Genomic DNA, 17232 nt, shown 5'->3' with positions numbered 1-17232 from the left:
GACCCGGGGGCAGCCGGTTCTCCTCCTCGGACGTCTCCGGCACCCGCCCATCCTGTCACCCGTCCCGCGGTGCGCCCGCACCAGGGTTGTGCGATATATTTCGACCATGCTTGGCGCATTCCTGTTTTGGTATGGCGACGGACCCGTGAGGACCGCTCGCCATATGGTTCTGCGCTAGCAGCCACAGGCGATCGAAAAGCCCCGGGTCCGATACAGGACCCGGGGCTTTTCGCATGTTAAGGAGAAGAAATGGTCATCGTCATGGCCCCGGAGGCCACCCAGGAAGACATCACCGAGGTCGTCGCGCTGGTCGCGGCGGCGGGCGGTGAGGCGTTCGTGTCCCGCGGAGTGAATCGCACGATCATCGGGCTGATCGGCGACGTCGAGCAGTTCGCCAGCCTGAACCTGCGCGGCCAGCGCGGCGTCGCCGACGTCATGCGCGTGTCCACGCCCTTCAAGCTGGTGAGCCGGGACAACCATCCCGACCGGTCGACGGTGAGAGTGGGCGGTGTCCCGATCGGGCCCGACACGGTCACCCTCATCGCAGGACCGTGCGCGGTCGAGACGCCGCAGCAGACGCTTGAGGCCGCCCAGATGGCCAAGGCCGCCGGGGCCACCCTGCTGCGCGGCGGCGCGTTCAAGCCGCGCACCTCGCCCTACGCCTTCCAGGGCCTCGGCGAGCAGGGCCTGCGCATCCTGGCCGACGTGCGGGAGAAGACCGGGCTGCCGATCGTGACCGAGGTGGTCGACGCCCACGACGTGCCGCTGGTGGCGTCGTACGCGGACATGCTCCAGGTCGGCACCCGCAACACGCAGAACTTCGCGCTGCTCCAGGCGGTCGGCGCGGCCGGGAAGCCGGTCATGCTGAAGCGCGGCATGAGCGGGACCATCGAGGAGTGGCTGATGTCGGCCGAGTACATCGCCCAGCGCGGCAACCTCGACATCGTGCTGTGCGAGCGGGGCATCCGGACCTTCGAGACGGCGACCCGCAACACCCTCGACGTGTCGGCGGTGCCGGTGGCGCAGCGGCTCTCCCACCTGCCGGTGATCATCGACCCGTCCCACTCCGGCGGGCGGCGCGACCTGGTGCTGCCGCTCACCCGGGCGGCCGTCGCGGTCGGGGCCGACGGCGTGATCATCGACGTCCACCCGCACCCCGAGCAGGCCCTCTGCGACGGCCCCCAGGCCCTCGTCGACGGCGACCTGGCGGAACTCGCCAAGATCATGCGTGACTTCGCGCCGCTGCTCGGCCGCACCCCGGCCGGCGACCTGGCCGGGGAGTCGGTCGCCGTGTAGCGTGCGCCCCCGTGGTGTTTTCGGGGGATCTCTACCGTGACAAGAGCTTCGTTCTTCTCCTTGGCGTGCAGACGCTGTCCGTGCTGGGCGACGCGTTCTCGTTCGTGGCGGTGCCCCTGCTGGCGCTGCACGCGACGGGGTCCGTCGCCCAGATGGGCGTCCTGACCGCCCTGACGGGGGTCGCCTCGGTGGTGGCCGGGACCTTCGCCGGGGGCATCGTCGACCGGTTCGACCGGCGGCGGGTGCTGGTCGCCTGCGACGTCGGGCGGTTCCTCCTGTACGGCCTGATCCCGCTCCTCTGGTGGGTCTCCCCGGTGATCTGGCCGCTCTACGTGCTCGTCCCCCTGGCGGCCGTGCTCGGCATGGTGTTCAACGTCGCGTACGTGACCGTGCTGCCGTCGATCGTCGACTCCGGCGACATCACCCGGGCCAACGGGGTCCTCTACGCGACCTACGCGGCGGCGGGGGTGGCGGGGCCCGCGCTGGCCGGGGTGGTCTCCGGCGCGTTCGGGCCGGTCGCCGCGATCGGGCTCGACTCGGCCACCTTCCTGGTCTCCGCGTTCGGGCTGCGGTTCATCAGGCTGCGGCCGTACGAGAAGAAGGAGGAGAGCGGCGGGCGGCTGGCCGGGGCGCGGTTCCTGCTCGGCAACCCGGTGCTGCGGACCATGACGATCCTGCTGACGGCGCTGATCTTCCTGACCGCCGGGCTGGACGACCTGGTGGTGTTCCACCTGAAGGAGACCCTGGAGCAGCCGGACGCGGTGGTCGGCTACGTGCTCGGCGCGGGGGCCGTGGGCGGGATCCTCGGGTCGATGGCGGTGGCGCGGGTGCGCCGGCGGCTCGGGTTCGGGCCGACGTGGCTGTGGTCGACGATGGCGGCGGGGACCGCCATGGTGACGATCGCGCTGTCGCCCGGGGTGGCCGGGATCGGCGCGCTGATGGCGGTGTTCAGCCTGGCGATCACGGTCGGCGCGATCTGCTCGATGTCGCTGCGGCAGGAGATCACCCCGCCCCACCTGCTCGGCCGGGTCACCGCGGCCTTCTGGACCATCCACTTCGCCGGCGGGCCGATCGGGGCGGCCCTGGCGACGTTCGCGGCGGCCGGGCGGGGGGTGCCGACGGTGGTGGCGCTGATGGGGGCCGGGCTGGTGCTGGTGGCGGCGGGCGGGGTGTTCAGCCCGGTGAGGCGCTCAGGCCTCTAGCTTGTAGGACTGGATCTGGTCGGCGAGCTGGACCGCGAGCTCCTCGGCGTCGAGGCGCTTCTCGATCAGCTTCAGGTCTTCGATCTTGGCGGCCAGTTCGGGCTGGCGGGAGGCCAGGATCGTGCAGCAGTCCTCGTCGGGCAGCTCGGAGATGGCCAGGGTGCCGATGCGGCGGGCCTCGGCGATGACCTCCATCTTGTCGAGGCCGATGAGCGGGCGCAGGATCGGCATGTCGGTCGCGCCGTCCTGGGCGACGATGTTGGCCATCGTCTGCGAGGACACCTGGCCGAGCGAGTCGCCCGTGATCAGGGCGGTCGCCTTGTGGCGGTGGGCGACCTCCTCGGCGGTCTTCAGCATCAGCCGCCGCTGGGCGATCATCGCCAGTTTGTCGCTGCCGGACACCCGGATCGACTGCTGGGCCTTGCCGAACGGCACCACCCACAGCCGCGAGCGGCCCTGGAAGGCGTCGAGGCGGCGCACCAGGGCGTAGGCCTTGTAGATCGACTCGGTCGTGGTGAACGGGATGCCGGAGAAGTGGAGGAAGTCGACCCGCAGGCCGCGCCGGATCATGCGGTAGGCGGCCACCGGCGAGTCGATGCCGCCCGACAGCAGGGCCAGGCCCCGGCCGCTGGTGCCGACCGGCAGGCCGCCCTGGCCGGGGCGGTTGTCGATGTAGACGAACACCTCGTCGCGGTCGACCTCGATCGAGACGGTCAGCTCGGGGCGCTTCAGGTCGACCGGCAGGCCGTAGGTGTCGTTGATCTCGCTGCCGACGTGCCAGTCGAGCTCGTTGGACTTCATCGGGAAGCGCTTGTCGCGGCGGCGCGAGCGGACCGCGAAGCGGGCCTTGCGGGCCACCTCGGGGGTGTCCCTGATCAGTTCGAGCGCGGCCTTGGTGACCACCGCCGGGTCTTTGGCGACCCGCCAGGCCAGGTGGACCAGCACGATGCCGGGCACCTCGCTGACCCGGGCGGCCACCTTCTCGGCGACGTCGACGCCGGTGCCGTCGGGCAGGAACAGGGCGATCACGCCGTGGCGCTGGCGCAGGTCGATCTCGTAACCGGCCAGGGCGAACTTGATGTTGGCGCGCAGCCGCTGCTCGAAGATCTCCCGGTTCTTTCCCTTGAGGACGATCTCGCCCAGTTTGAGCAGCACGCAGGGCTCACCCAGAGCGGTCATGGTCATGGTGATGGTCCTTCGGGAAAGACTGGCGGGAACCTTTTAACTCTAGTCGAGGTCGGCCAGACCTTTTTCGATGGCGTAGCGCACCAGCTCGACGCGGTTGTGCAGCTGGAGCTTGCTCAGGGTGTTCTGCACGTGGTTCTGCACCGTCCGGTGCGACAGCACGAGCCGCTCGGCGATCTGCTTGTACGACAGCCCCTTCGCCACCAGCCGCAGCACCTCGGTCTCCCGGTCGGTCAGCCGGGGCCCCTCCTCGGCGGCCTTCGGCTGGGCGGCCAGACGGCGGTACTCCCCCAGCACCAGCCCGGCCAGGCCCGGCGTGAAGACGGCGTCGCCCTGGGCGGTGCGGGCCACGGCGTCGAGGAAGTCGGCCTGGCTCGCCGACTTCACCAGATAGCCCGACGCGCCAGCCTTCACCGCCTCCAGCACGTCGTCGTGCTCCGCGCTGGCCGACAGCACCAGCACCTTCGGCGGGTCGTCCGCGGCGCCCAGGCCCCGGGCCACCTCGACCCCGGGCAGGTCGGGGAGCTGGAGGTCGAGCACGACCACGTCGGGCCGGACCGCCCCCGCCACCCGGAGCGCCTGGCGGCCCTCGCCGCAGGTGGCCACGATCTCGTAGCCGGCCTCGGCGAGGTCGCGGGCCACGCCCTCCCGCCACATCGGGTGGTCGTCGACGACCATGACGCGCACGCTCATGGCGCCACGATAACCATCTCGATCTCCGTCCCCTCAGGGGAGGAGACAATCGTGACCGTCCCGCCCAGGGCGGCCACCCGGCCCCTGATCGCCTGGGAGACGCCCAGGCGGCCCGACCGCTCGGCCTCGGCCAGGCGGCCCTCGGGGATGCCGGGGCCGTCGTCGCGGACGGTCACCGTGATCGCGCCGTCCTCCGCCTCGACCAATATCCACGCCTTCGTGCCCTCGGGGCAGTGGTGCCGGACGTTGCTCAGGGCGTTGGCGACGGCGGCCTCCAGCTCCTCGGCGGTGCGGGCGGGCAGGTCGAGCGGGGTCGCCGGGGTGGCGACGGTGACCGTGGCGGAGGCGTGCCGGCGCAGCACCTCGTTGAGATCGGCCGTCTCGGCCACACGCGGGCGGGGGGTGGTGCGGACCAGCTCGCGCAGCACCGCCTCCTGCTCCCCCGCCAGGCGGCCCAGCTCGGCCGCCTCGCCGCCGATCTCGGCTCCCCTGCGCTGGACCAGGGCGAGGACCTGGAGGACCGAGTCGTGGATGCCCCGGGCCAGGCGTTCGCGTTCGCGTCCGGCCGCCTCGATCTCGACGGCCTGCTGCATCAGCGCGTCGGCCCGGCGGGAGAGCTGGGCGACGTGGCCGATCACCACGCCCGCGAGGAACAGCAGGACCGCGCCGTTGATCTGGACGGTGTTGAGGTCGAGCACGCCGACCCCGCGCAGCCAGACGTCGAGGGCGGCGATCACCGCCGCCGCCGCGGCCCCGGCGCGGCGGCCCGAGTAGACCGCCCAGGCGACCACCGGCGCGGCCACCCACGTCGCGGTGATCGGCATGGTGCCGCGCTCGCCGCCGAAACCCTGGACCCAGATGGACGACAGCAGGCAGGCGGCGGTGACGGCCAGGTCGGCGACGAGCAGCGGCCAGCCCCTGAGCCGGTCGCGCGCGTAGGCGTAGGTGGCGAAGGCCGTCCAGGCCGCCATCACGGCGAGCACGGACCATCCGGCGACCGGGTCGGCGTATCCGCCGCCGTCGATCAGGAGCACGAGGGCGTATCCGAGCGAGCACACCCGGAACACCGCGATGGCCCGCCAGAAGGGCGTCTCGATGCTCATGCCGGTCACCGCACGACTACATAACGAACAGAACATGAACCCTTGAAAGGGACAAACGACACAGATGGAGCGGTGCAATAATTTTGTTGCAACCACAACCAGGAGATCGCATGTCCCATATCAACCACTTCTCCCATGGGGCCCTGACACCGCTCCTCGCGTATCTGATGTCCGTCGTCGGTTCACTCCTGGGTCTGCTGCTGACCGCCAGAGCACGGTCGGCGCAGGGCGCGTCCCGCTACCGGTGGCTGGCCGGAGGTGCGCTCGCCATCGGCGGCACCGGCATCTGGGTCATGCACTTCATCGCCATGATGGGCTTCGACGTCACCGGTGACGAGATCCGTTACAACGTCGGGCTGACCGCCGTCTCCGCGGTCGTCGCGGTCGCCGTCGTCTACGGCGGCCTGTACGTCGTCGCGCAGGGCGACGGCTTCCCCCGCCTGCTCGCCGGCGGCCTGCTGGCCGGCACCGGCGTCGGCGCCATGCACTACCTGGGCATGTTCGCGATGAGCATGACGGGCACCCTCGTCTACGACCCGCTGCTGGTCGCCCTGTCGGTCCTGATCGCCATCGTCGCGGCCACCGTCGCGCTCTGGTTCACCCTGAAGGTCAACGGCCCCCTGGCCACCACCGGCGCCGCCCTCATGATGGGCGTGGCCGTCACGGGCATGCACTACACCGGCATGTACGCCCTCAGCGTCACCCCCGGCGACAGGGCGATCTCGGGCGCCGCCGCCATGGACTTCCTGCTGCCGCTCATCGCCGGGATCAGCCTGATCACCGTGGGCCTGCTGCTCGCGATCCTGCTCTCGCCCTCGGCCCGCGAGATGCGCGAGGACACCGAACTGCTGGAGCGCCTGCAGAGCCGCCGGAACGCTCCGCCCGCCCCGCCCCTTCCCCCGCAGCCCACCCGCGCGGCGCACCGCCGCCCCGAGGGCGACGACCTGTTCACACCGCGCAGGTGAGATCAGGAGGTCTTTAGCCGAAGAAGACCTCGGCCTCGGCGTAACGGTGGACGGGCACGGTCTTGAGCTCGGCCGTCGCGGCGTCGAGGCCGCTGCGGACGATCTCGGTGCCCTGGAGGCCGACCATCTTGCCGAAGTCGCCCTCGTGGACGGCGTCGATCGCGGCCAGGCCGAAGCGGGTGGCCAGCACGCGGTCGTAGGCCGTCGGGGTGCCGCCGCGCTGGATGTGGCCGAGGACCGTGGTGCGGGCCTCCTTGCCGGTGCGCTTCTCGATCTCCTGGGCGAGACGGTCACCGATGCCGCCGAGGCGGACGTGGCCGAACGCGTCGAGCTCGCCGGCCTGCAGCTCCATCTGGCCGTCGACCGGGTGGGCGCCCTCGGCGACCACGATGATCGGGGAGTAGCGGGTCTTGAAGCGCGACTCGACGTACTCGCAGACCTTGTCGATGTCGAAGGGCTTCTCGGGGATCAGGATGACGTTGGCGCCCGCGGCCATGCCGGCGTGCAGCGCGATCCAGCCCGCGTGGCGGCCCATGACCTCGCAGATGAGCGCGCGGTGGTGCGACTCGGCGGTGGTGTGGAGGCGGTCGATGGCCTCCATCGCGATGTTCACCGCGGTGTCGAAACCGAAGGTGTAGTCGGTCGCGTTGAGGTCGTTGTCGATCGTCTTGGGCACACCCACGACCTTGACGCCCCGGTCGTAGAGCTGCTTGGCGACGCCAAGGGTGTCCTCGCCGCCGATGGCGACCAGGGCGTCGATGTTCAGGCTGGCAAGGTTGTCCTTGATGCGCTCGACGCCGCCCTCGATCTTGATCGGGTTGGTGCGCGAGGAGCCAAGGATGGTGCCGCCGCGCGGCAGGATGCCGCGGACCGACTGAACGTCGAGGGGCATCGTGTCGCCCTCAAGCGGGCCGCGCCAGCCGTCGCGGAACCCCACGAACTCGTGACCGTAGACGCCGACGCCTTTACGGACCACGGCCCGGATCACGGCGTTCAGACCGGGGCAGTCGCCGCCACCGGTGAGCACTCCAATACGCATGTCGGGTTCCTCCATATGAGATAGCGCGGCCAGACTGTGTCTGGACGCCGACGGTGGCATTCTGCCGTGACGGCGCAACAATGGTCTAGACCAAAAAGTGAGGCGCCGTGGCGGTTTTGGCGATAGACGCTGGTACGACCGGTGTGACCGCACTCGTGGTGGGTGAGGACGGCCACATCGACTCCCGCGGATACCAGGAATTCGAGCAACGGTTCCCGGAGCCCGGCTGGGTCGAGCACGCGCCCGACGACATCTGGCGCGCGACGCTGGCAGCCTGCCGCACCGCTCTGGCCAGGGCAAGCACCACGGTCCGGTGCGTCGGCCTGACCAACCAGCGCGAGACGGCCGTTGTGTGGAACACCACCACTTTGGACGCCCCCCGCAACGCCATTGTCTGGCAGGACAGGCGCTCGGCGGACATCTGCGCCCGTCTTCGCGAGGAAGGTCACGAACCGCGTGTGACCGAACTCACCGGCCTGCGCCTCGACCCCTACTTCACCGGCACCAAGCTGACCTGGCTGGCCGAGCGCGACCCGGAGGCCTGGGCGGCGAAGGACCTGGCCGTCGGCACGGTCGACAGCTATCTGGTGGCCCGGCTGACCGGCGGCGCCCGCCACGTGACCGACCCGTCGAACGCCTCCCGCACGCTTCTCTACGACATCCACGCGGGGGCCTGGTCACCGGAGCTGTGCGACCTGTTCGGGGTGCCGCTCGATTTGCTGCCCGAGGTGGTGCCCAACTACGGCGAGATCGCCCGGACCGACCCCGCCCACTTCCTCGGCCTCGACCTGCCGATCTCCGGGATGGCCGGCGACCAGCAGGCGGCGCTGTTCGGCCAGACCTGCTTCGAGGTGGGCGACGTCAAGTGCACGTACGGGACCGGCTCCTTCGTCCTGGTCAACACCGGCCGCGAGGCGGTGGGCTCCGAGGCGGGGCTGCTCACCACGGTCGCCTGGCAGGAGCCCTCGGGTGAGCTGACCTACGCCCTGGAAGGGGCGATCTTCGTGACCGGCGCGGCGGTGCAGTGGCTGCGCGACGGGCTCGGCCTGATCGCGACGGCGGCCGAGTCGGAGGAACTGGCCCGGTCGGTCCCCGACGCCGGCGGCGTGGTCTTCGTGCCCGCTCTCACTGGCCTGGGAGCGCCTCATTGGGATCCGGACGCCCGGGGGACGATCACCGGCCTCACGCGGGGTACGACCAAGGCACATCTGGCGCGGGCGACGCTCGACGCGATCGCCTACGAGGTGCGCGACATCGTCGCCACCATGTCCGAGGAGGTGACCGTGCTCAAGGCCGACGGCGGCGGCAGCGCCAACGACCTGCTCATGCAGGTCCAGGCCGACCAGCTCGGCATCCCGGTCGAGCGGCCCGAGATCCAGGAGACGACGGCGCTGGGCGCGGCGTTCCTGGCCGGGCTCGGCGCCGGGGTCTGGTCGACCCGCGAGGAGCTCAGGCACACCTGGCGGCTCGACCGGCGGTTCGAGCCGGGGGCCCGCGACGACCGGGCCTACGACGACTGGCTGCGCGCGGTGGAGCGGTCGCGGGGGTGGGCCGCGCGGTGACGGCAGACCTGCGTGGAGACTTAGCCGGGTTCCTCCGCCGGCCCTGGTTCTGGCGGCGCGACCAGCAGCTTCCCGTCGTGCTGGTGACCGGCCGCGACGCGCCGGGCGTCGTCGCCGAGCTGACCGCGCCGTTCGTCGACCATCTGCCGACCGCGCTGATCCGCGACGGCGAGCACGGGTCGGTGCTCGCGCTGGTGTCCGCCCTGGCGGGGCCGCGCGGCCAGCTCGGCCGGCCGGTCGGCGGCTCGTTCCTGCCGCCGCCCCGGTTCCCGCTGGCCCAGTTCGTGCTGTGGGCCGCCGGGCAGCACCACGCGCCCGAGCCGCAGTCCCACGAGGGCTACCAGGACTTCCGCCGCCGGCTGCGCGACCGGCGGCGCGGCCCCGCCGACGCGTCGCTGCGGCTGGTCGCCGACTTCTTCATCGGCCGGGCCGCGCTGACCTGGGTGCCGATCGGCACGATCGTGGTCTGGCTGCTGGCCGGGCCGACCGACCTGGTCGGCGTGCTGCCGTGGGTGCTGGGCGCGCTGGTGGCCGTGGTCGGCGTCGCGGCGCAGGGCTTCGCGTCGATCCGGGGCTGGTTCTTCTACGGCTGGTTCCGCCGCCAGCCGGTGCTGCGGCGCGGGTCGTGGGAGCGGATCGCCTGGTACGCGCTGCGGCTGGCCAACGCCTCGCCGGAGGACATCGAACGGCTGGCGGTCAACGCGATGTGCGAGGACCTGCGGCAGGCGTACAAGAAATGGCGCATCCCGTGGCCGAGCTGGGGGCGCGGGCTCTACTGCCTGCTGCGATTACAGGTCGCCGACCCCCGCGGGGTGAACGCCCGGTTCCTGCGGCTGCTGGAGGACGCCGCCGCGCTGACCGGTCATCCGGTGCCGGTGGTCGTGGTCGCGGCCGTGCCCGACCAGCTCGCCGAGCCCCGGCCGATCGCGGCCACCCCGCTCGCCGACATCACCGGCCACGTCGGGACCTGGCGGCGGGAGCACCGGGGCCGCCGGATGCCGGTCCGGCTGGTGATCGGGCCCGGCGACCACGCCGCCCACCCGGGCGTCCCGCACCGCTTCCGGCCCGCCGGGCACCAGCTGCGCGCCTGGATCTACTGGGCGGTCGTGCTGGCGGTGCTGCCCGGCCTGATCATCGGGTTCGTGGTGGTCAACCTGTCGGAGCGCGCGGCCCACTGCGGCGGGCTCCCCTACGTCGACCGGGTGGGCGGCGAGTGCGTCGGCGTGGTCAACGCCGACGGCGCCGCCCCCGACGGCCTGTTCGCCAAGCCGATCGCCGGCCTGGTCGGCCGCATCGACGCCAACAACGCCTTCGCCGTCGAGTCGGCGCAGTACGTCACCCTGGCGCTGTTCGGTGAATACTCGGTGCGGCAGACCGCGCAGGACGACACCCGCTTCCCCAGCATGGTCGCCGAGCTGACCGCCGCCGAGGAGTACCAGCGCACCCTCCAGAACCCGCTCCGGCTGCGCATCCTGATCGTCAACGCGGGCGACAACTACGCCCACGGCGGCCGGGCGGCCGAACTGGTGGCCCGGCTGGCCGACGACGACCCCCATCTGGTCGGGGTGGTGGGCCTGGGCCGCAGCGTCGGCGGGGTCGAGGCCGCGGTCGACCGGTTCGACGCCGCCAAGATCCCCAACATGACCACCACGGCCACCGCCGACGACCTGGGCATCGTCGGCGACCGGCCCTCGCCCTACTTCTTCCGCGTCGGCCCGACCAACTTCCGCGAGGCCACCCTGTCGGCCCGGTTCGCCCGCCGCACCCTCAAGGCGGAGACGGCGGTGATCGTCCAGGACGGGACGGTCGACGACACCTACACCAACAACCTGGCCGGGGACTTCTCCACGGCGCTCACCGCCGAGAAGGTCGAGGTGGGCGCGCCGGTCGCCTACGGGGCCTCCCGCGAGGGCATGTCGGGCGCGGTCGCCGCCGCCTGCGCCCGCGACGCCGACGTCTTCATGTACGCCGGTCGCGCCCGCGAGTTCGTCGGCTTCCTCAAGGCCCTGGAGGGCAGCAGCGCCTGCGGGGCCGGGGTGCTCAAGGTGGTCGCGGGCGACGACGTGATCCGGGTGGTCGCCGACCACCGGGCCGAGATCGCCGCGATGGCCCAGACCGAGGTCTACTACGTGGCGCTGGCCAGCCGGGAGATGTGGGGCGAGGTCAAACCGACCGGCTTCGTCAGCGCCCTGCGCGCCGGCGCGCACGCCGACGCCGCCGACGACAACCTGATCCTGACCTACGACGCGGTCGACGTGGTCTACCGGGCGGCCGACCGCGCCTACCGGCCGGGCGACGACCTGCCCAGCCGGGGCGACGTGCTCTACCGCCTGGCCCGCACCTCGGGCCCGTCGGCGTGGAACGGGTCGAGCGGCGTCATCGACTTCGGCCACGGCGAACGCCACGACCCGGTGAACAAGGCGGTCGGCATGCTCAGGGTCGAGAAGGAACCGACGCCGCCCCTGGTCCGCTGCGGACCGCTCGACGCCGACGAGCCGCCCGCCGCGAACCCGCTCTGCGACGGGCTGCCGGACGCGCCTTAAAGGAGGACGCAGGTCGGGGTCGGCACGGCCAGCACGTGGCCGGTCGGCTCCGGCACGCCGTCGGCCAGCCGGAAGTGGACGACGCCGCCGCCGCGCTGGTTGGCGACGTAGAGATCGTCCCCGTCGATCGCGAAGTGGCGGGGCCAGTCGCCGCCGCAGTCGACCTCGGCGATCATCTTCAGCGTCTCGGGGTCGAACACGGCGATCGTGTCGGGCCCCCGGTTGGCGACGTAGAGCCGGTCGCGGTGGAGCTGGATGTGGGAGGGGTAGTTGACGCCCTCGCGGCCGCTCGCGGGGGCGTGGCCGGTGGGGTTCCAGTTGCGGTCGAAGGCGTGGACCCGGCCGTCGAGCTCGCCGGTGACGAACCAGCCGCCCGGGGCGCTCACCAGGTGGCGGGGGCCGGTGCCCGGGGTGAGCGCGACGGGTTCGAGCTCGGTGACCTCGCGCCGGACCCGCCACTGGCGGATCTGGTCGGCGCCGAGGTCGGTGACGTAAAGGACGCCGGCCTCGAAGGTCGCCTGGTGGGCGTGGGGGCCGCGCTGGCGCTCGGGGTCGGGGCCGCCGCCGTCGTTCGGGAACAGCAGGGGCGGGCCGGTGAACAGGCCCTCGTCGTCGAGGGTGTGCAGGGCCACCATGCCGTCGGCGTAGTTGGCCACGGCGAGCAGGTGCTCGAAGACGGCCAGGTGGCAGGGGGAGCTGCCGCCGCTCGACCGGGTGGCGAGGCGCTCGGGCTCGCCGGTCGCGGTGCCGAAGGCGGTGATCGTGCCGTGGTCGGCCTCGCCGACGGCGTACAGGACCGGGAGCGAGGGGTGGGCGGCGAGGAACGAGGGGCCGGAGGCGGCGGCCGTGCCGGCCTCGGTGAGGGACCCGTCCGCGGCGCGGGCGGCGACGGTCACGCCCGGTCCCGCCCCTCCGGTGTCCGGCGTGTAACCCCCGATGTAGACCGTGTTCACGTCGCTCCTTCGGCAAGGCGGGCGGGGTTGGAACCCTAGCGCATCCGCATTATCGTTGCCTGAGTCAACGGTTTACTTGAGGAGAGCAATGGATGCGGTCGCGGAGGTCCGGGCGTTCAACCGCTTCTACACCGAGGTCATCGGCGTGCTCGGTCCGGGCATGCACGACTCCCCCTATTCACTGACCGAGGCCAGGGTCCTGTACGAACTGGGCCAGGCCCCCGGCCCGCTGGAGACCGGCGAGATCCGCCGCCCGCTCGGCATCGACGCGGGCTACCTCAGCCGCGTGCTGACCCGGCTGGAGACCGACGGGATGGTGACCCGGGAGCGGGCCGGCCACGACGCCCGGCGGCAGGTCGTCTCCCTGACGGGGGCGGGGCGGGCGACGTACACGGATCTCGACCGGAAGTCGGCGGCGCAGGTCGCCGCGCTGATCGACGGCGCGGACCTGTCGCGCCTGCTGGCGAGCATGACCGCCATCCGGGAGATCCTCGGCGGCGCGCCCCGGAGCGACACCGTGGTCATCCGGGCGCCCCGCCCCGGCGACCTCGGCTGGGTGGTCCAGCGGCACGCGGCGATCTACGTCCGCGAACAGGGCTGGGGGGCCGAGTTCGAGGCGCTGGTCGCCCGGATCTGCGCCGACTTCCTCGACCACCGCGACGATCCCGGGCAGGCCGGGTGGATCGCCGAGGTCGACGGACGCCCGGCGGGCTGCGTGCTCTGCGTGCGCGGCAACGACGAGGGGACGGCGCAGCTGCGGCTGCTGCTGGTCGAGCCCTGGGCGCGCGGGCGCGGGGTGGGCGCGCGCCTGGTCGAGGAGTGCCTGCGCTTCGCCGCCGACGCCGGGTACACGCGCATCCGGCTGTGGACGCGGGACGTGCTGACCTCCGCCCGGCGGATCTACCAGGCGGCCGGTTTCGAGGTCACCGGGACCGAGCAGGCCGACGGGTTCGTGGACGAGATCTGGGAGCGCGATATTTCCGGCTTTACTGATAGGAATTAGCGGAATAGGATCCGGGGCATGCGGTTCCACTGGTTCCTCCCGACCTCGGGCGACGGCCACTACGTGCGTCCCGCGACCACGACGGTCGCGGGAGGCGCGGCGCCGGTCCGGCAGCCCACGCTCCGATACCTGACCCAAGTGGCCCTCGCCGCCGAAGAGGCCGGCTTCGAGGCCGCGCTGACCCCGGTCGGCCTGGGCTGCCCCGACCCGCTCGTCACCTGCGCGGCCGTGGCGGCCCGGACCGACCGGCTCGGCATCCTGGTCGCCTTCCGGCCCGGCTTCACCCTGCCGACCCTGCTCGCCCAGCAGGCCGAGGCCTTCCAGCAGATCAGCGGCGGGCGGCTCCGGCTCAACGTGGTGACCGGCGGCGACCCCGCCGAGCAGCGCGCCTACGGCGACTTCCTGAACCACGACGAGCGCTACGCCCGGACCGCCGAATACCTCCACGTCCTGCGCCGGACCTGGGAGGGCGTGCCCTTCTCCTTCACCGGCGACCACTACCGGGTCGAGAACGCCGGCCTGGCCACCCCGCTGGCCGACCCGCCGGAGATCTACTTCGGCGGCGCGTCCCCGGCGGCCGAGCGCGTCGCGGCCGAGCACGCCGACGTCTACCTCATGTGGGGCGAGCCCCCGGCGATGATCGCCGAGCGCCTGGAGCGCATGCGCAAGCTGACCGCCGAGACCGGCCGCACCCTGCGCTACGGCATCCGCCTCCACGTCATCGCCCGCGACACCTCCGAGGAGGCCTGGGCCTACGCCCGCCACCTGCTCTCGGGCATGGACCCCGACCGGATCGCCGCCGCCCAGGCCCGCTTCGCCCGGATGGACTCCGTCGGCCAGGCCCGCATGGCCGGTCTCCACGGCGGCAGCGCCGACGACCTGGAGATCTCCCCCGGCCTGTGGGCCGGTGTCGGCCTGGTCCGCGAGGGCGCCGGGACCGCCCTGGTGGGGTCGTACGCCGAGGTGGCCCAGAAGATCCGCGAATACGCCGCGCTCGGGCTGGAGGAGTTCATCCTCTCCGGCTGGCCGCACCTGGAGGAGTCGATCCGGGCCGGCGAGTTCCTGCTGCCGCTGCTGAAATGACCCTCTGACATGAACCTCGCCCTGCGCCTGGGGGCCGTGCTCTTCCTGCTCGCCGTCTGGCAGGTGGTGGCCTGGCTGAAGATCTGGCCGCCGGTGTTCGTGCCCGAACCGCTGGCCGTCTGGGACCAGCTCCTGCGCACCTCCTCCGAGGGATACAGCGGCCACACGCTGGCCGGTCACCTGCTGGCCAGCCTGCGCCGGATCGTCCTCGGCTGCCTCTACGGCATCAGCGGCGGCGTCGTGCTCGGTCTGCTCATCGGGGTCGTGCCGGTGCTGCGCACGCTGCTCAACCCGCTGGTGACGTTCGTCCGGACGCTGCCCCCGCTGGCCTACCTGAGTCTCCTCGTCATCTGGTTCGGGATCGGCGAGGAGCCGAAGGTGTGGCTGCTGCTGCTCGCCGCACTGCCTCCCGTGGCCGTCGCGACCGCCGACGCGGTCAGGGGCGTCCACGAGGACTACCTGAACGCCGCCCGCTCCCTCGGGGCGCGCCCGTGGGAGATCCCCTACCGCGTGGTGCTGCCCAGCGCGCTGCCGGAGATCGTCACCGGGGTGCGGGTGGCGGTCGGGGTGGCGTACACGACCGTCGTCGCCGCCGAGACCGTCAACGGCGTGCCCGGCATCGGCGGGATGGTGCGCGACGCCCAGCGCTACAACCAGACCGACGTGGTGGTGCTGGGGATCATCGTGATCGGCCTGTCCGGGCTGCTCATCGACTACCTGCTGCAAACGCTCGACCGGCGGCTCGTGCCCTGGCGCGGCCGTCACATCTGAAGGAGCCCCCCATGAAACGCGTCATCGCGGCGCTGCTGGTGCTGGCCACCGCGGCCACCGCCTGCTCCTCCCCGGCTGAGGCGCCGGGTGAGAAGAAGACGGTCCTGCGCATCGGCTACCAGCTCATCCCCAACGGCGACCTGATCGTCAAGGACCAGAAGTGGCTGGAGACAGCCCTGCCCGGCACCGAGATCACCTGGAGCAAGTTCGACTCCGGCGGCGACGTGAACACGGCCATGATCGCGGGGGCGATCGACATCGGCCTGGCCGGGAGCTCGCCGGTCACCCGTGGCCTGTCCGCGCCGCTGAACATCCCCTACCGGGTGCCGTGGATCTTCGACGTGATCGGCGACAACGAGGCGCTGGTGGCCAAGAAGGAGATCACCTCGGTCGCCGGGCTGGCCGGGAAGACGATCGCCACCCCCTTCTCCTCGACCGCCCACTACAGCCTCCTGGCCGTCCTGGCCGAGGCCGGCGTCACCGACGCCAAGGTCATCGACCTGGAGCCGCCGGACATCCAGGCCGCCTGGACCCGGGGCGACATCGACGCCGCCTACGTGTGGACGCCGGTCCTGGCCGAGCTGCAGAAGGACGGCGGCGTCCTGGCCACCAGCCGCGAGCTGGCCGCCAAGGGCAAGCTGACCGCCGACCTGGCCGTGGTCCGCACCGAGTTCGCCACCCGGCACCCCGACATCCTGGCCGAGTGGATCAAGCAGCAGGACCGCGCGGTCAAGCTGACCCGCAGCGACCCGCCCGCCGCCGCCGCGGCCGTCGGCCGCCAGCTCAACCTCGACCCGGCCGAGGCGGCCCGCCAGATGGGCCAGCTCGTGCTCCTGGACGCCACCGAGCAGCGCTCCCCCGAGTACCTGGGCACCGCCGGCGCCCCGGGCAAGCTCGCGGAGAACCTCCGCAGCGCGGCGGAGTTCCTGGTCGGCCAGAAACAGCTCGACGCGGTGCCGGAGCTGACGGTCTTCCAGAAGGGCCTGCTGACCGATGCCCTCCCCTGATCGGCGGGGTGACGAGCCCGGCGCGGATGTGCCCGCCTCCGGTCCGGCGCTTTCCAGCGCGCCGGCGATCGAGCTGCGGGCGGTGACGCGGGTCTACCGCGACCGCCCGGCGCTCGGGCCGGTCGACCTGGCCCTCCCCGCCGGGGAGTTCCTGACGGTCGTCGGGCCCTCCGGCTGCGGCAAGAGCACCCTGCTGAGCCTGGTGGCGGGTTTCGCCCCGCCCACGGCCGGGACGGTGCTGGCCGACGGGACGCCGGTGACCGGGCCCGGCCCCTCGCGGGGCGTGGTGTTCCAGCAGCCACGGCTGTTCCCGTGGCTCTCCGTCGCCGGGAACATCGGGTTCGGCCTGCGCCGGCTGGCCCGCGCCGAACGGGCCGCCCGGGTGGCCGAGCTCCTGGCGATGACCGGCCTGGAGGGCGCGGCCAAACTGAAGCCCTACGAGTTGTCGGGCGGGATGCGCCAGCGGGCCGCCATCGCGCGGGCGCTGGCGCCCCGGCCGAAGGTGCTGCTGATGGACGAGCCCTTCGGCGCCCTCGACGCCTTCACCCGCGAGCGGATGCAGGAGGAGATCCGGGAGCTGTGGCGCAGCACCGGGGTCACGGTCCTGTTCATCACCCACGACGTCACCGAGGCGACCACTTTGGGCACCCGGGTGATCGCGCTGGCCGGCCCTCCCGGGCGGATCACGCTCGACGCGCGGGTGAGCGAGGGCCTGCGGGACAAGGTCGAGGCCGCCATCCGGGACGCCGCCTCGGCCCGCGCCGGAGTGGCGTCCTGAGGAGCACACGTCAGCGATCCCGGGTCGCCGTCCGCGGTCGGCGCGGCCG

Annotated in this window: 15 protein-coding genes; 10 read left to right on the top strand and 5 right to left on the bottom strand. The window is 72.3% G+C overall.

The window, feature by feature from the left end:
* The first annotated feature begins 249 nt into the window (after positions 1 to 249).
* Positions 250 to 1296, top strand: a complete 1047-nt coding sequence (aroF, locus tag AW270_RS27965; protein ID WP_061299080.1) for a 3-deoxy-7-phosphoheptulonate synthase — start codon at positions 250 to 252, stop codon at positions 1294 to 1296.
* Between the two features lie 11 nt (positions 1297 to 1307).
* Positions 1308 to 2498, top strand: a complete 1191-nt coding sequence (locus tag AW270_RS27960; RefSeq protein WP_369409008.1) for an MFS transporter — start codon at positions 1308 to 1310, stop codon at positions 2496 to 2498.
* On the opposite strand, the gene thiI is transcribed toward AW270_RS27960, so the two are convergent.
* The 3 genes from thiI to macS are packed head-to-tail and all read right to left on the bottom strand — an operon-like array spanning position 2487 to position 5479.
* Positions 2487 to 3683 (bottom strand): tRNA uracil 4-sulfurtransferase ThiI, encoded by a 1197-nt coding sequence (thiI, locus tag AW270_RS27955; protein WP_061299078.1) that lies wholly within the window; start codon positions 3681 to 3683, stop codon positions 2487 to 2489. The two genes, AW270_RS27960 and thiI, sit on opposite strands and share 12 nt — an antisense overlap.
* Positions 3684 to 3725: 42 nt before the next feature.
* A complete protein-coding gene (locus AW270_RS27950) occupies positions 3726 to 4376 on the bottom strand; it encodes a response regulator (protein WP_061299077.1) in 651 nt (216 codons plus the stop codon).
* Entirely contained in the window at positions 4373 to 5479 is a 1107-nt protein-coding gene (macS, locus tag AW270_RS27945) for a MacS family sensor histidine kinase (RefSeq protein WP_061299171.1), read from the bottom strand. The genes AW270_RS27950 and macS overlap by 4 nt, the downstream gene beginning before the upstream one ends.
* Positions 5480 to 5589: 110 nt before the next feature.
* On the opposite strand from macS, the gene AW270_RS27940 reads away from it, so the two are divergent.
* Positions 5590 to 6444, top strand: a complete 855-nt coding sequence (locus tag AW270_RS27940) for an MHYT domain-containing protein (protein WP_063819366.1) — start codon at positions 5590 to 5592, stop codon at positions 6442 to 6444.
* Positions 6445 to 6457: 13 nt separating this feature from the next.
* Here the strand turns inward: AW270_RS27940 and AW270_RS27935 are convergent, their stop codons facing one another.
* On the bottom strand, positions 6458 to 7483 hold the full coding sequence (locus AW270_RS27935) for a 6-phosphofructokinase (RefSeq protein ID WP_061299076.1): 1026 nt from the start codon (positions 7481 to 7483) through the stop codon (positions 6458 to 6460).
* 107 nt (positions 7484 to 7590) lie between these two features.
* Here AW270_RS27935 and glpK point away from each other — a divergent pair, with 107 nt between their 5' ends.
* Together glpK and AW270_RS27925 are read left to right on the top strand one after the other, a co-directional pair.
* Positions 7591 to 9045: a glycerol kinase GlpK gene (gene glpK / locus AW270_RS27930; protein WP_061299075.1), complete on the top strand. Its 1455-nt coding sequence runs from the start codon at positions 7591 to 7593 to the stop codon at positions 9043 to 9045.
* Positions 9042 to 11588: an ABC transporter substrate-binding protein gene (locus tag AW270_RS27925; protein ID WP_157522743.1), complete on the top strand. Its 2547-nt coding sequence runs from the start codon at positions 9042 to 9044 to the stop codon at positions 11586 to 11588. The genes glpK and AW270_RS27925 overlap by 4 nt, the downstream gene beginning before the upstream one ends.
* Here the strand turns inward: AW270_RS27925 and AW270_RS27920 are convergent.
* Positions 11585 to 12541, bottom strand: a complete 957-nt coding sequence (locus AW270_RS27920) for a lactonase family protein (protein WP_061299073.1) — start codon at positions 12539 to 12541, stop codon at positions 11585 to 11587. The two genes, AW270_RS27925 and AW270_RS27920, sit on opposite strands and share 4 nt — an antisense overlap.
* Positions 12542 to 12629: 88 nt before the next feature.
* Here AW270_RS27920 and AW270_RS27915 point away from each other — a divergent pair, with 88 nt between their 5' ends.
* The 5 genes from AW270_RS27915 to AW270_RS27895 are packed head-to-tail and all read left to right on the top strand — an operon-like array spanning position 12630 to position 17183.
* Complete coding sequence (locus tag AW270_RS27915) at positions 12630 to 13544, top strand: bifunctional helix-turn-helix transcriptional regulator/GNAT family N-acetyltransferase (protein ID WP_061299072.1); 915 nt, start codon at positions 12630 to 12632, stop codon at positions 13542 to 13544.
* An 18-nt stretch (positions 13545 to 13562) separates the two neighbouring features.
* Positions 13563 to 14627 carry an LLM class flavin-dependent oxidoreductase gene (locus AW270_RS27910; RefSeq protein WP_061299071.1) on the top strand — a complete coding sequence of 355 codons (1065 nt, stop codon included), beginning with the start codon at positions 13563 to 13565 and terminating at the stop codon, positions 14625 to 14627.
* A gap of 9 nt (positions 14628 to 14636) precedes the next feature.
* Complete coding sequence (locus AW270_RS27905; RefSeq protein ID WP_061299070.1) at positions 14637 to 15398, top strand: ABC transporter permease; 762 nt, start codon at positions 14637 to 14639, stop codon at positions 15396 to 15398.
* Positions 15399 to 15409: 11 nt separating this feature from the next.
* Entirely contained in the window at positions 15410 to 16405 is a 996-nt protein-coding gene (locus tag AW270_RS27900; RefSeq protein WP_061299069.1) for a taurine ABC transporter substrate-binding protein, read from the top strand.
* Positions 16392 to 17183, top strand: coding sequence for an ABC transporter ATP-binding protein (locus AW270_RS27895; protein ID WP_082801887.1), 792 nt, complete (start codon positions 16392 to 16394; stop codon positions 17181 to 17183). Before AW270_RS27900 ends, AW270_RS27895 begins: the two co-directional genes overlap by 14 nt.
* Positions 17184 to 17232: the final 49 nt, after the last annotated feature.

It is taken from the genome of Herbidospora cretacea (genome assembly GCF_001570605.1).
GTDB lineage: Bacteria > Actinomycetota > Actinomycetes > Streptosporangiales > Streptosporangiaceae > Herbidospora > Herbidospora cretacea.
This window is presented reverse-complemented; position numbering and strand designations above follow the sequence as displayed.

Bases quoted from the DNA above. Each gene is read 5' to 3' on its own strand.
- AW270_RS27940 (WP_063819366.1), top strand. From the start codon at position 5,590: ATGTCCCATATCAACCACTTCTCCCATGGGGCCCTGACACCGCTCCTC.
- AW270_RS27895 (WP_082801887.1), top strand. From the start codon at position 16,392: ATGCCCTCCCCTGATCGGCGGGGTGACGAGCCCGGCGCGGATGTGCCC.
- AW270_RS27910 (WP_061299071.1), top strand. From the start codon at position 13,563: ATGCGGTTCCACTGGTTCCTCCCGACCTCGGGCGACGGCCACTACGTG.
- AW270_RS27935 (WP_061299076.1), bottom strand. From the start codon at position 7,483: ATGCGTATTGGAGTGCTCACCGGTGGCGGCGACTGCCCCGGTCTGAAC.
- thiI (WP_061299078.1), bottom strand. From the start codon at position 3,683: ATGACCATGACCGCTCTGGGTGAGCCCTGCGTGCTGCTCAAACTGGGC.
- AW270_RS27905 (WP_061299070.1), top strand. From the start codon at position 14,637: ATGAACCTCGCCCTGCGCCTGGGGGCCGTGCTCTTCCTGCTCGCCGTC.
- AW270_RS27900 (WP_061299069.1), top strand. From the start codon at position 15,410: ATGAAACGCGTCATCGCGGCGCTGCTGGTGCTGGCCACCGCGGCCACC.
- macS (WP_061299171.1), bottom strand. From the start codon at position 5,479: ATGAGCATCGAGACGCCCTTCTGGCGGGCCATCGCGGTGTTCCGGGTG.
- AW270_RS27950 (WP_061299077.1), bottom strand. From the start codon at position 4,376: ATGAGCGTGCGCGTCATGGTCGTCGACGACCACCCGATGTGGCGGGAG.
- aroF (WP_061299080.1), top strand. From the start codon at position 250: ATGGTCATCGTCATGGCCCCGGAGGCCACCCAGGAAGACATCACCGAG.
- AW270_RS27915 (WP_061299072.1), top strand. From the start codon at position 12,630: ATGGATGCGGTCGCGGAGGTCCGGGCGTTCAACCGCTTCTACACCGAG.